Below are 13,119 nucleotides of genomic sequence, written 5' to 3'. Positions count from 1 at the left end.
CGCGCCCCCGCCTTCCGCGCCTGAACCCGCACCACCAGTGCACTGCGCACGGGGTGCGGGTCCAGGCTCGGGAGCCTCTGGCGCCGGCAGGGGCGCCGTCCGTTGTGCCCACCCGTTCCGCCCCGGCGGAACGCATGCCCACAACGGGGGGCGGGGGCACCGCCCCGGGCGCTACTCGCTCGCGATGGCGTTCAGGACGTTCATGCGGCCCGCCCGGAACGCCGGGACCAGTGCCGCGAAGAGGCCGACGAAGGCCGAGCCGATGAAGACCGTCACGATCGTCGGCCAGGGGATCTCCAGGACCCCGAGGCCCTCGAGGGCGAGGAGCTTCTGCGCGGCCGTGCCCCAGCCCATGCCCAGGCCGAGGCCGAGGAGGGCGCCGAAGAGGGCGATGACCACCGACTCCAGGCGGATCATGCGGCGCAGCTGCCGGCGGGAGAGGCCGATGGCCCGCATGAGGCCGATCTCGCGGGTCCGTTCGACCACCGAGAGGGCGAGGGTGTTCACGACGCCGAGGACCGCGACGATGATCGCCAGGGCGAGGAGCCCGTACACGATGTTCAGCAGCTGGCCGACCTGCTTCTGCAGCTCCTCCTTGTAGTCGGCCTGGTTGCTCACCTTGTACTGGGGGTACGGCGCGAGGGCGTCCTTGAGGGCCTGGTAGGCCCGGGTCTCCTGGCCGTCCTTGGCGCTGGCCAGGATGAGCAGGCTGTTCGGGACCCGCTCGGCGGGCAGGTGGCGGGTGACGGTGGAGACGTCGGTGTACATCGCCCCCTTGTCGACCTGACCGGTGTCCGCCGTGATCGCCGCGACCCTGAGCCTGACCGTGTCTCCGCCCTTGAAGGCGACGGTCAGGACGTCGCCGACCTTCACGCCGTGCTCGGTGGCGTAGTCGCTGCCGACGGACATCGCGTCCTTGCCGTACGCGTCGGTGAGGGTGCCGGCGGTGACCTCGCGGCGCAGGTCCTTCACGTACGTCGGGTCGGTGGCGGCCAGGTCGGCCGTGGAGACCTTGCCCCGCGGGTCGGTGACCTTGGCGTCGACCCACCTGTACTCGGTGACGTGGTCCAGGCCGGCGGTCTTCTCCACGGCGGCCTGTGCCTGCGGCACGATCGGCTGCCCGGTGCCGGACTGCACGATGAAGTCGGCGCCGACGGAGCGGTCCAGTTCCTCGGTGGCCGAGGCGACCATCGAGGAGCCGACCACCGACAGGCCGGCGACGAGCGCGAGGCCGATCATCAGGGCGGCGGCGGTGGCGCCGGTGCGGCGCGGGTTGCGGAGGGCGTTCCGCTCGGCCATCCGGCCGACGGGGCCGAAGATCCGCAGGACGACGACGCCGAGGGCGCGGACGACCCCGCCGGCGAGGAGCGGGCCGACGACGACGAAGCCGAGGAGGGAGAGGACGACGCCGAGGCCGAGCCAGAGGGAGCCGGGTCCGGCCTCGTCGGCGCGGGCCGCGACCACCAGGGCGGCCGCTCCGGCGGCGGTGAGGGCGAGCCCGATGCCGCCCCGTACCCGGCCGGCCTTGCCGTCGGCGGGGGTGCCCGCGTCGCGGAGGGCGGCCATCGGGGAGACCTTCCCGGCCCGGCGGGCGGGGATGTACGCGGCGAGGACGGTGACGACGATGCCGAGGGCGAGGCCGACGGCCGGGGTGGTCCAGGCGACGGTGAGGTCGCGGGTGGAGAGCTCCATGCCCATCGAGGACATCAGCTTCATGAGCCCGACGGCGAGGCCGACGCCCGCGGCGACACCGGCGACCGAGCCGACGAGGCCGAGGAGGAGCGCCTCGACGAGGACGGAACGGTTCACCTGCTCGCGACTGGAGCCGATGGCCCGCATGAGGCCGATCTCGCGCGTGCGCTGGGCGACCAGCATGGAGAAGGTGTTGACGATGAGGAAGATGCCGACGAGGAAGGCGATCCCGGCGAAGCCGAGCATCGCGTACTTCATGACGTCGAGGAAGCCGGCCATGCTCTCGCGGCCCGCGTCGGCGACCTCGGCCGCGGTCTGCAGCTTGTAGCCGTCGCCGACGGCGGCGGCGACGTCCGCCTTGAGCGCGTCGTCGGACACCCCGTCCTTCGCGTCGACGGAGATCTGGGTGAACAGGCCTTCCTTGCCGAGGAGTTCGCGCTGGGCGGTGGCGGTGTCGAAGTAGACGACGGTGGCGCCCGGGTTGGTGACCTTGAACTCGACGATGCCGGAGATCTTCGCGGTGAAGTCGCCGGTGACGGCGATGGTCCGCAGCTCGTCGCCGAGCTTCAGGCCGTGCTTCTCGGCGGTGGCGCCGTCGACGACGACCTCGGTGGGGCCGCGCGGCTCGTGACCGGACGCGATCTCCACCGAACGGAGCTCGTTGGGCGTCCAGTTGGCGGCGATGGTCGGCGCGCCGCCGGTCGGGCCGACGTTCTTGTTCCGCGCGTCGACGACGGTCACGCTCAGGGAGGCGACCGAGCCCTGCACGTCCTTGACGCCCTCGGCCTTCCTGACCTGCTCGACGAGCGAGGCGGGGAGGGACTCGGGGCGGCCGTTCTGCGGGGTCTCGTCGTTGCCGCCCGCGCTCTTCGGGCTGACGGTGACGTCGGAGGCGGTCGACGCGAAGAGCTTGTCGAACGTCGTGTTCATGGTGTCGGTGAAGACGAGGGTCCCACTGACGAAGGCGACGGAGAGCAGGACGGCGACGGCGGAGAGCGCCATGCGGCCCTTGTGCGCGAAGAAGTTGCGCAGCGAGGTCTTGAGGACGGTCATGACGTCCGCCCGCGCGCGTCGAAGTCCTTCATGCGGTCGAGTACGGCGTCGGCGGTGGGCCGCTCCATCTCGTCGACGATCCGCCCGTCGGCGAGGTAGAGCACCCGGTCCGCGTAGGAGGCGGCGACGGGGTCGTGGGTGACCATGACGATGGTCTGGCCCAGCTCGTCCACGGACGCGCGGAGGAAGCCGAGGACCTCGGCGCCGGCCCGCGAGTCGAGGTTTCCGGTCGGCTCGTCGCCGAAGATGATCTCGGGCCGGGCGGCGAGCGCGCGGGCCACGGCGACGCGCTGCTGCTGGCCGCCGGAGAGCTGGTTCGGCCGGTGCTTGAGCCGCTCGGAGAGCCCGACGGTGTCGACGACCCGCCGCAGCCAGTCGGCGTCGGGCTTGCGCCCGGCGATGTCCATCGGGAGCGTGATGTTCTCGATGGCGTTCAGGGTGGGCAGCAGGTTGAAGGCCTGGAAGATGAAGCCGATCCGGTCCCGGCGCAGCTGGGTGAGCTTCTTGTCCTTGAGGCCGGTGATCTCGGTCTCGTCGAGGAAGATCTGCCCGCTGGTGACGGTGTCGAGCCCGGCCAGGCAGTGCATCAGGGTCGACTTGCCGGAGCCAGAGGGACCCATGATCGCGGTGAACTGTCCGCGGGCGATGTCCACGTCGACGGAGTCGAGGGCGACGACCCGGGTCTCCCCCGAGCCGTACGCCTTCACGACCTGACGCGCCCGCGCGGCGACGGCCGTTCCCTCTCCCGTACCCCCGTGCCGGGGGATGGTCAGAGCCGAAGTCACGGTTTTCTCCTTGGAGCGGTGGGTGGTTTGTAAGTTCAAGTTAAGAAGCGGCAAGGGCACTTCACCTCCTCCGCCGGGACGAACGACCCCTGGACCGCATGGGGGAGGTTCCCCTAGGGGCTCCTCCACCCGTGGTGGGAGACCGGCCCGCCGAAGGGGGTGCGACCGGATCCGTACACGGGCGCGCAGCCTGCCGGCGGTACCCCTACGGGGATCAGCGACCCGCGGTCGTCCCCCGGCCGGGCCATGCGAGGTCGTCGACGGCGAGGAACGGCTCACCGGCCACGGTCGCGGGGGTCGCCCCGGTGAACGCCATGACGTCCCGGTGCAGGTGCGACTGGTCGGCGTAGCCGGTGTCGGCCGCGACCCGGGACGCGCTCTCACCCGAGACCAGGCGGTGGGCGGCATGGTCGAAGCGGACCAGCGTCACGGCGCGCTTGGGCGGCAGCCCGAGCTGCGACCGGAACCGGGCCCACAGCCGCTTCCGGCTCCATCCGACCTCGGCGGCGAGTCCGTCGACCCGGGCCAGGCCACGGCTGCCGACGATCCGGTGCCAGGCCCGGGCCACCTCCGGGTCCACCGTCGGCCCCGCCGCGTACCGGCGGGCGAGCAGCGCGTCCGTCAGCGCGAAGCGCTCCTGCCAGGACGGGATGCCGCCGAGCCGCTCACGGATCCGGGACGCCTCCCGGCCCCACAGGTCGTCCAGGGGCACGACGACGCCGTCGAGTTCGGCGGGGGAGACACCCAGAATCGCGCGCGCGATCACCGGGGACAGGCGGACCTGCACGCACTCGACGTTCTCTCCGTGCGCCCGGACCGCGCCTCCGGACCCGAGCCCGGCCCCTGCGACGACGCATCCCCGCTGCTGCCGCCCGGAGGGACAGTCGAGGACGGGCGAGCCGGCGCCGAACTCCAGGAGCAGCGTCACGGCCGGGTGCGGCACCATCCGGAGCGCGTCCAGGTCGCCGACCCGGAACCCGGCCATGGTGAGGCCGGGGACCCGGCTCGGCCGCCGCGGGCACGCGACGTCCCACTCAGCGGCACCGTGCCTGAACGTCTGCACCGTCCCATGGTGCTACGGGAGCCTCCCCGGCGGGAGGACGGGGGAACATTTGTCCAATACGCCGGTGGGTGCCGGCGGAGACCGTGGGCTCATGACAGCTCCTGACAGCGACCGGTACGCGGACACCGACCCGTACGCGGACACCGACCCGTACTCCAGCAGCGATCCGTACTCCAGCAGCGATCCGCACGTGAACGGCGGCGCCGCGGCCACCGCGAGTTCGCCCCCGTCCCCGGACGACGACGGCATCCACGTCCGCCAGGACGGCCCCCGCGACGCCCCCGCGCTCCTGCTCATCCACGGGTCCGCCTCCTCGACCCGCGTGTGGGACCCGCTGGTTCCGCTGCTGACCGGATCTCACCGCGTCATCCGGATCGACCTGCTCGGACACGGCCGGTCGGCCAAACCGGCCGACCGCAGTTACGCGATCCCGGAGCAGGCACGCCGGGCCGGCGCGGCACTGGACCGGCTCGGGATCGAGCACGCCGTGGCCGTCGGTCATTCGAGCGGCGGCGCCGTCGCCACCGCCCTCGCCGAGCGACGGCCCGAGCTGGTGACCGCGCTCGCGCTCATCAACACCGGCCCCGGCCTGGACGCCTTCATCGCCACCGGGTCCGCCACGATCGACCTCTCGCCGTGGCCGCCGGCCGACGAGCAGCTCCGGCGGTTCGCGAGCACCGCCGTCAGCCGCCCGGGCTACCTGATCCCGGAAGAGCTCCTGGACGACGTGCGCGCCATGACCCCCCACACGCTCACCGCGACGACGGTGGCCACCCGCTCCTACCTGGAGCAGCGGGCCCTGCCCGATCGCCTGGCGGTCCTGGGCAAGCCGCTCCTGGTGGTCTTCGGCGAGGACGACCGCCGATGGCGGTCCTCGTCCGCCTCCGACTACCGCGCCGTTCCCGGCGCGAAGGTCGAGTTGCTCCCCGGTCTCGGCCACTCGCCCCTGCTCGAGGATCCGCCGCGGACGGCAGCTCCCCTGCTGGCCTTCGCCGCGATCCACTCCGTACCGGCGGACGCATGAACAGGAGGGGTGCCATGCGGATTCTCGTCTCCGGCGCAGGCGTCGCCGGTCCGGTGCTGGCCTACTGGCTCACCAGGTACGGCTTCTCCGTCACCGTCGTCGAGCGCGCGCCGGCTCTGCGCAGGACCGGCGGGCACGCGGTCGACCTGTTCCGGCCCGCGGTGCTCGTCTCGGAGAGGATGGGCGTGCTCACGCGTATCGAGGAGCGGGCCACCGGCACGAACCGGATGACCGTCCACCGGGAGGGCTCACGGCGTCCCGTCCGGGCGGACCTCTCCAAGATCTTCGGCGCCGCCTCCGGCCGACACGTCGAGATCATGCGCGACGACCTCGGCGCGATCTACCACGACGCCGCACGCGACGACGTCGAGTACGTCTTCGACGACTCGGTCACCGCGATCTCACCCGACGGCGAGGTGCGGTTCGAGAACAGCGCGCCGCGCCGCTTCGACCTCGTCGTCGGCGCGGACGGACTGCACTCCACGGTGCGCCGCCTGGTCTTCGAGGGGGACGCCCGCTTCACCTCCTTCATCGGGGCCCACTTCGGGGTGCTGACCCTGCCGAACGTCTCCGGCCTCGACCGCGAGCTGCTCCTGCACGTCGGCGTCGGCCGCACCGCCGGCATGTACGGCGCGCGTCACCTCGGCGACGAAGCGCGCGCGTTGTTCCTGTTCCGGAGCGAGCACGAACTCGGCCACCACCACCGTGACGTGCCCCGGCAGAAGGAACTGCTGCGCGCCGCGTTCGCCGGCATGCACACCGACGTGGACCGCTGGCTGGACGAGCTCGACCGCACCCCGGCGTTCTACTTCGACTCGATCACCCAGCTCCGCATGGACACCTGGTCGCGGGGGAGGGTGACGCTCGTCGGCGACGCGGGCTACAGCCCCGGTCCGGCGGTCGGCGGCAGCACGACCCTGGCCGTCGTCGGCGCGTACGTCCTCGCCGGAGAGCTGGCGCGGGCGGGCGGCGACCACGAGCGCGCCTTCCCCGCCTACGAGCGCGCGATGGCGGAGCACGTGCGCGGCAGCCACGCGGCGGCGCTGAGCGCGGCGAAGACCCTGATCCCCGGCTCCCGCCTCGGCGTGTGGGGACTGGCCCGGGGCGCCCGTCTGATCTCCGCCCTCCCCACGGGCCCCAGCCGCGCCCTCGTCCGCCTCACCACCAGGACCGCACGCCTCTACGACTCCGTCACCGTCGACGACTATCCGGCGCCGCCCGTGCGGTGAGACCCTGTCCGCGGACATTTAGGTGTACGAAGAAAGGAAGGGTGTGCGGTGACGGAACCGTCGACGACCCGGGCCGGAGCCGGCACCGCCCCGGCGGCCTCCCCCACCGCCGGGCCCCGCGGTCCCGTGGTCATCGCGCTCATGCTGGCCATGGGGCTCGCCGCCCTCGACGGCACGATCGTGTCCACCGCCGTCCCCCAGATCGTCGGCGACCTCGGCGGGCTCTCCGTCTTCTCCTGGCTCTTCTCCGGCTATCTGCTCGCCGTCACCGTCACCCTGCCCGTGTACGGCAAGCTCAGCGACACCTTCGGCCGCAAGCCCGTCCTCATCGCCGGAACCGTCCTCTTCCTCATCGGCTCCGTGCTCTGCGCCGCCGCCTGGAACATGGCCTCCCTGATCGCCTTCCGCGTCGTCCAGGGCCTCGGCGGCGGCGCCCTCCAGGGCACCGTCCAGACCATCGCCGCCGACCTGTACCCCCTGAAGGAACGCCCGAAGATCCAGGCGAAGCTGTCCTCCGTCTGGGCCGCCTCCTCCATCGCCGGACCGGCCGTGGGCGGACTCCTCGCCGGCTACGCCGACTGGCGCTGGATCTTCCTCATCAACCTGCCGGTCGGAGTCGTCGCGCTCTGGCTGATCGCCCGCCACCTGCTGGAACCCGCCCGCACCGCACCCCGCGCGCGCGTACGCATCGACTGGGCCGGGGCGCTCGCGATCTTCGCCACCGGAGCCGTCCTCATCACCGCGCTCGTCCAGGGCGGCGTCGCCTGGCCCTGGCTCTCCGCCCCGTCCCTCGGCCTCCTCGGAGCAGCCGCCGCCCTCGCCGCCCTGACCGTCGTCATCGAGCGGCGCGCGGCCGAACCGATCATCCCCGGCTGGGTCTGGCGCCGCCGCACGATAGCCGCCGTCAACCTCTCCCTCGGCGCGCTCGGCCTGCTGATGGTCGCCCCGACGGTCTTCCTGCCCACGTACGCCCAGTCGGTCCTCGGCCTCGGCCCGATCGCCGCCGGCTTCGTCCTCTCCTCCTGGACCCTGAGCTGGCCCATCACGGCCGCCCTGTCCAACCGCCTCTACACCCGCATCGGCTTCCGCCTCACCGCGATCCTCGGCATCTCCGGCGCGCTGCTGCTCCTGCTCGCCTTCCCGTTCCTGCCGTACCCCGGCGAGGCCTGGCAGCCCGCCCTGCTCATGCTGCTCCTCGGCGGCACCCTGGGCCTCTTCCAACTGCCCCTGATCGTCGGCGTGCAGTCCACCGTCCCGTACGAGGAGCGCGGCACCACCACCGCCTCCGTCCTCTTCTGCCGCCAGGTCGGCCAGAGCGTCGGCGCGGCCCTCTTCGGGGCCGTCGCGAACGGCGTCCTCGCCGCCCGCCTCGGCGCCGACACCGACCTCGACGCCCTGGCCCGCTCCCTCGACACCACCGACGACATCCGGCGGGCGGTCGACGCGGCGGTGGACTGGGTCTACCTGGGCGCGGCGGCAGCGGCGGCCCTCGCCCTCCTGGCCCTCCTGACCGTGGCTCCCCGCCGCTTTCCGGTCCTGAAGGAGGAGGACCAGGGGATGCCCCGCCCAGGCCCCGCCGACTGAGCCGACGGCCGCCGCCGCGACCGGCTAGGCAGCCCCCAACGCGCAGGCGCCCAGAGTGATTTGGGTAGCGCTACTCAGGCGCCGAGGGCCGCCCCACCACGTGAAGACCCTCCCCCGACTCCACGGGCGCGGCGCAGCCCCGGCGCTCCCCCGACTCCACGGGCGCGGCGCAGCCCCGGCGCTCCCCCGACTCCACGGGCGCGGCGCAGCCCCGGCGCTCGACGGGCTCGCCGAGCGCCGGGGCTGCTGCCGGAGGCGTGGGCGGAGTGCGCCCTCGCCTGAAGGTCGGGGCTAGAAGGCGGTGTTGTAGGTGATGTCCTGCGTCAGGGACACGGAGACACCGCGCTTGAAGGGAGCCCTCCAGTCACCCGTGCCGGCGTAGAAGGTCTCGTCGCCGTTCGAGGCGATCAGGTCGGCGCGGCCGTCGCCGTTGGCGTCACCGACGGCGGTGAGGCCGGTGAAGGCGCCCCACCCGGCGCCCACCTTCGTGCGGGCGGCGAAGGTGCCGTCGCCCTTGCCGAGGTACAGCCAGAGGACACCGGCCCTGTCGCGGGCGACGAGGTCCCCGGCCGGACCTCCGGCGATGTTGCCGGTGGCGCTGAGCTGGTTGTAGATGCCCCAGCCGTAGCCGATCTTCTTGCGGGTCGCGAAGGGCGCGGTGGCGGAGCCCGTGCCCTTGTACAGGTACAGGTCGCCCGCCTTGTCCGTGGCGACGAGGTCCGCGCGGCCGTCGCCGGTCAGGTCGGAGCCGCCCGCGAGCTGGTCGTAGATCTGCCAGCCGGCACCGATCTTCGTACGGACCCCGAGGGGCTTCGCCCGGTCGCCGGTGCCCTGGTAGAGCCAGAGGACGCCGTCCTTGTCGCGGGCCACGGCGTCGGGCGCGGTCGTGCCCGCGATGTTCCCGACGGTTTCCAGCCGGTCGTAGATCCCCCAGCCGCTGCCGACGCGCGAGGCGCCGGTGTCCGTCAGGGAGCCGCCCGGGGCCGTGGGCCGGCTGCCGAGGCGCCACAGCACACCGGCGGGGTCCCGGACGAGGAGGTCGGCGGTGCCGTTGTCGTCGAAGTCGTGCGGGGCGGCGGGCCGGGTCACGGTGAACCGGCCGGTGGCGACCAGCTCGGGGCCGATGCCCTCGTCCGGGCGGGCGGTGAGCTCCCACGTGTACTCGCCGTTCAGGGCGGGGCCGGTGGGGTCGTACGACGAGTTCGTCAGCTCCTTGCCGTCCCAATGCAGGCCGACCGTCTGCGGGGCCGTGGAGCCGTCGCCCGTCACGACCGCCCACTGTTCCTGCACTCCGGTCCGCACATGCTTGAGGGTCACCCAGGCGTACACGTCTCCCCGGGACAGGTCCCAGGTCAGGTCGACGCCCTTGGCGAGCTGTTCACCGGTCAGCGCCGGGGGAGCGGTGGTGCCGCGCAGGGTGACGGCGGTCGCCTGGCCGGTGGGCGCGACCAGCGTGGCGACCGGCTTGCCGTCCGCGCCGAGCGCGACGCGGTAGAAACCCTCGCCCTTGTCGAGTGAGCCGCCGCGCACGAGCAGGGTGCCGTCGGGGGCCTGCACGGCGGACGAGAAGTGGGTGAGGAGCGCGATCTTCTCGCCGGTGTCGAGCGACTGTGCGGTGAACGGCCTCGGCGCCTCGGGGTCCTGGCCCGCGTACGGCTGCCCGCCCTCCTCGACGCGCCGCGGCTGGCCGTACGTCAGCCAGCCGCCGAGCAGCTGGATGGTGTCCTCGAAGTAGCCGTTCGCGTCGATCAGCCTGGTCCCGGGCGTGCCGATCCGGCCGACGCCGATCCGGTACTTCGCGCCGTCGTACAGCTCCCAGGCCACGTGGGTGGCGGAGACCGCGGCCCCGTCCATGGCCCACGGAGCGCCGGCGTCGTACGAGGAGACGACGGCGGCCGTGGCGAGGTCCACGACGAACCTGGTCTCGGGGCCGTCGTCGTACCCGAGCCCGCAGTCGACCACCGCGGTGCCCGGGGCATGCGAGCCGTCGAAGAAGAAGCAGACGCTCCCCGGCATCCCGGTCACCGGGCGGTCGATGAGCTTCCCGTCGGCGCCGACCGTGACGAGGTGCGGGAGCCAGGGGCCGTCCTCCTGGTCCACCATGACGACCAGCGTCGAGCCGACGGCGCCCGCGAAGGAGTAGCCGGAGCCCAGTGCGTCGAGGTTCACCTCGACCGGCGCCGCCGACGGGTCGCTCATGTCGTGGAGCTTCAGGACGCGGTTGTCGGTCGGCTCCTCGACCTCGCCCGTCACTACGGTGTCCGAGACGCCACCGGTCGCCAGGGCGACACCGGGCAGCACGGTCGACGTGCCGTCGGCGTACCGCGTCCAGCGGTACTCGGGGGTCGTGCCGTTCGTCCGGGACAGGAAGCCGGTGGTGCCGCCGGTGACGATCTCCGCGTCCAGCGGGAAACGGGCGGCGGTGGGCTGCGGCGTCTCGTCGGCGACTGCCGCGGGACCCGAGGCCGGTGCGGCTGCGGCCGGGACCGTGGCGATCGTGGCGCCCGTCGTCGCGAGGACGGCGGTGACGGCTGCGGCCGTGAGACGGCGACGACCGGACATGCGTACGTGCTTCAAGTTGTTCCCTCCCCTAGAGGGGCTGACGTTAGCCGCCCCCCGGGGCCCGCCTCCCGTCACCCCCGGCCGGAGCCCGGACTCCGACCGGAGGCGGCGGACGTCGTCAGACGCTCCAGATCTCCTTCATCGTCGCCACCTCGCCCTTGGCGTTCAGGGTGACCTCGTACACGTTGCCGTAGCAGCCGTAGGGGGCCTCCACCTTGGGGTAGTCCTCGGTGGGAGCCCCGATCTCCTGGGCCAGGCAGCGGTCGATGTGCAGCGCCAGCTGCTCGTGGTCGACCTGCTTCGACTGACCGGGGCCGAGGGCCAGGTACGCCTTGACGTCCTTGGGCAGGACGTAGTGCTTGCTCGGGTCGTCCTGCTCGGCGCCGTAGATCCAGTCGTTCGGCGTGCAGTGCGGCTTGGCCTCCGCGGCCTCGAAACCGCCGGAGTCACGCATCAGCTGGACCTTCAGCTTCTTGATCCCCGCGGGCAGGACCGGCGGCTTGCCGCAGTCCCCGCCCTTTCCGTCACCGTCGACGTCGTCGGCCGGGGCGTCGCCGCCGGCCTCGCCGGGGTCCGTCGTCCCGGACGCCGTGGCCGACGGCGCCGCGCTGCTGCCGGAACCTCCGGTCGCACCCGCGGCGCTGGGGTCTTCCGGACCGCAGGCAGCGACGCCACCCAGGGCGGCGAGAAGGGCAATCGCACTGAGAACACGGCGAGTTGAGGTCATTCTTCCATTCCCCCGAATGAGAGAGCCTTGTGACGTGATCATGATTGATCGACGGAGCTTTCTACCCCACCGGGTTGTTGAAAGACCAATCGGCAGGGCCGACACGCTCCGGTCAGACCTCCCTCCGCGCCCGCACCACCAGCAACAGCGGTACCACCGCGAGCAGTTCGCCCACGGCTCCGGTCCACAGCGCCGCACGCACCCCCGCGTACTCCCCCACCAGCCCGCCCGCCAGCGCGCCCAGCGGCATGCAGCCCCACACGACGAAACGGAACGTCGCCGTCACACGGCCGAGGAGAGGGGCCGGGGTGAGGCGCTGGCGGAGCGCCACCGAGTTGATCCTGAAGGTCATGAAGGCGGTCCAGCCGAGCCCCTGGAGCAGGCACGCCACCGCGTACCGCCCGTCCGCCTGGAAGAACGGCAGCGCGAACAGCCACAGCACCCCGCTGGCCACGACCGAGGCGCACATCGCGCGCCCCTCGCCGAGGCGCGCCGAGATCCGGGTCGTGAGGAGGCTGCCGAGGAAGCCGCCGAGCGCCTCCGCCGTGAACACGAGCCCGCACAGGAACGGCGACAGGCCCAGGTCACCCGCCAGGAGGACCAGGAGCATGGACGCGCCGATCGTGCCGCACAGGTTGGAGATCGCGGCCGTCAGCGTCAGCGCCCTCAGCAGCCGGTCCCGGAACACGAACCTCAGCCCCTCGGCGATCTCGTCCCGCAGCCGGGCCCCGGGCACCCGGGCCGGCCGGGGGTCCGGGCGGCGGATCCGGGACAGCAGCAGCGCGGAGGCGAGGAAGCTGGCCGCGTCGACGGCGAGCGCCACCGGCGCCGTCACCGCCGCGACGAGCGCGCCGCCCGCGCCGGGCCCGCCCGCAGCCGTCACCGTACGGGTCGCCTCCAGGGCCACGTTCGCGTCCACGAGGCGGTCCTCGTCGACCAGTTGGGGCAGATGGCTCTGGTACGCGATGTCGAAGAAGGCCGTACAGACGGACAGCCCGAAGGCGACCGCGTAGAGATGGGGGAGCGTCAGCACGTCCAGCCACGCGGCGAGCGGCAGGGTCGCGAGGAGGACCGCCCGGCCCAGATCGCCCGCGATCATCACACGGCGGCGGCGCATCCGGTCCACCCACGCCCCGGCGGGCAGCCCGAGCAGGAGAAAGCCCAGGTACTCGCACATCACGAGCAGTCCCGCCTCGAAGGGGGACGCGTCCAGCGGCCCGATCGCCACGAGCGGAAGCGCGAGGACGGTGACGGCGGTGCCCGCCTGGCTCACGGTGTCGCCGATCCACAGCCGGCGGAAATCCGGCAGCCGGACGAGCCGGGGACGGACGGGAGAGATTGCGGTGGTCATGTCGGGGAACACCACCACCCCCGGCCGGAGCCGACCATTGTTTTAGTCT

General features: G+C 72.8%; 9 protein-coding genes. 3 read left to right on the top strand and 6 right to left on the bottom strand.

The features are described 5' to 3' along the window. Window positions 1-171: 171 nt before the first annotated feature. The 3 genes from ACF07V_RS27330 to ACF07V_RS27320 form a co-directional block, all read right to left on the bottom strand. The gene (locus ACF07V_RS27330) at window positions 172-2,745 is read right to left on the bottom strand and encodes an ABC transporter permease (RefSeq protein ID WP_392158030.1); all 2,574 of its coding nucleotides are present in this window, start codon (window positions 2,743-2,745) and stop codon (window positions 172-174) included. Beyond that, window positions 2,742-3,530 carry an ABC transporter ATP-binding protein gene (locus tag ACF07V_RS27325; RefSeq protein ID WP_392158028.1) on the bottom strand — a complete coding sequence of 263 codons (789 nt, stop codon included), beginning with the start codon at window positions 3,528-3,530 and terminating at the stop codon, window positions 2,742-2,744. The genes ACF07V_RS27330 and ACF07V_RS27325 overlap by 4 nt, the downstream gene beginning before the upstream one ends. A 214-nt stretch (window positions 3,531-3,744) precedes the next feature. Next, on the bottom strand, window positions 3,745-4,593 hold the full coding sequence (locus tag ACF07V_RS27320; protein WP_392158026.1) for a helix-turn-helix domain-containing protein: 849 nt from the start codon (window positions 4,591-4,593) through the stop codon (window positions 3,745-3,747). Window positions 4,594-4,684: 91 nt separating this feature from the next. Between ACF07V_RS27320 and ACF07V_RS27315 the strand changes: the two genes are divergently transcribed. From ACF07V_RS27315 to ACF07V_RS27305, 3 genes are read left to right on the top strand one after another with little or no spacing between them, the layout of a single operon-like run. Then, a complete protein-coding gene (locus ACF07V_RS27315; protein WP_392158025.1) occupies window positions 4,685-5,617 on the top strand; it encodes an alpha/beta fold hydrolase in 933 nt (310 codons plus the stop codon). A gap of 14 nt (window positions 5,618-5,631) precedes the next feature. Then, window positions 5,632-6,846, top strand: coding sequence for an FAD-dependent monooxygenase (locus tag ACF07V_RS27310; RefSeq protein ID WP_392158023.1), 1,215 nt, complete (start codon window positions 5,632-5,634; stop codon window positions 6,844-6,846). 48 nt (window positions 6,847-6,894) lie between these two features. Beyond that, window positions 6,895-8,430, top strand: coding sequence for an MFS transporter (locus ACF07V_RS27305; protein ID WP_392158021.1), 1,536 nt, complete (start codon window positions 6,895-6,897; stop codon window positions 8,428-8,430). 291 nt (window positions 8,431-8,721) lie between these two features. Here ACF07V_RS27305 and ACF07V_RS27300 read toward each other — a convergent pair whose 3' ends face one another. From ACF07V_RS27300 to ACF07V_RS27290, 3 genes are all read right to left on the bottom strand, one after another. Further along, the gene (locus ACF07V_RS27300; RefSeq protein WP_392158019.1) at window positions 8,722-11,007 is read right to left on the bottom strand and encodes an FG-GAP repeat domain-containing protein; all 2,286 of its coding nucleotides are present in this window, start codon (window positions 11,005-11,007) and stop codon (window positions 8,722-8,724) included. Window positions 11,008-11,110: 103 nt separating this feature from the next. Further along, window positions 11,111-11,719: a hypothetical protein gene (locus ACF07V_RS27295; protein WP_392158017.1), complete on the bottom strand. Its 609-nt coding sequence runs from the start codon at window positions 11,717-11,719 to the stop codon at window positions 11,111-11,113. Between the two features lie 112 nt (window positions 11,720-11,831). Next, window positions 11,832-13,070 carry an MFS transporter gene (locus ACF07V_RS27290; protein WP_392158015.1) on the bottom strand — a complete coding sequence of 413 codons (1,239 nt, stop codon included), beginning with the start codon at window positions 13,068-13,070 and terminating at the stop codon, window positions 11,832-11,834. Window positions 13,071-13,119: the final 49 nt, after the last annotated feature.

It is taken from the genome of Streptomyces sp. NPDC015661 (assembly GCF_043077765.1).
Taxonomy (GTDB): domain Bacteria; phylum Actinomycetota; class Actinomycetes; order Streptomycetales; family Streptomycetaceae; genus Streptomyces.
This window is presented reverse-complemented; position numbering and strand designations above follow the sequence as displayed.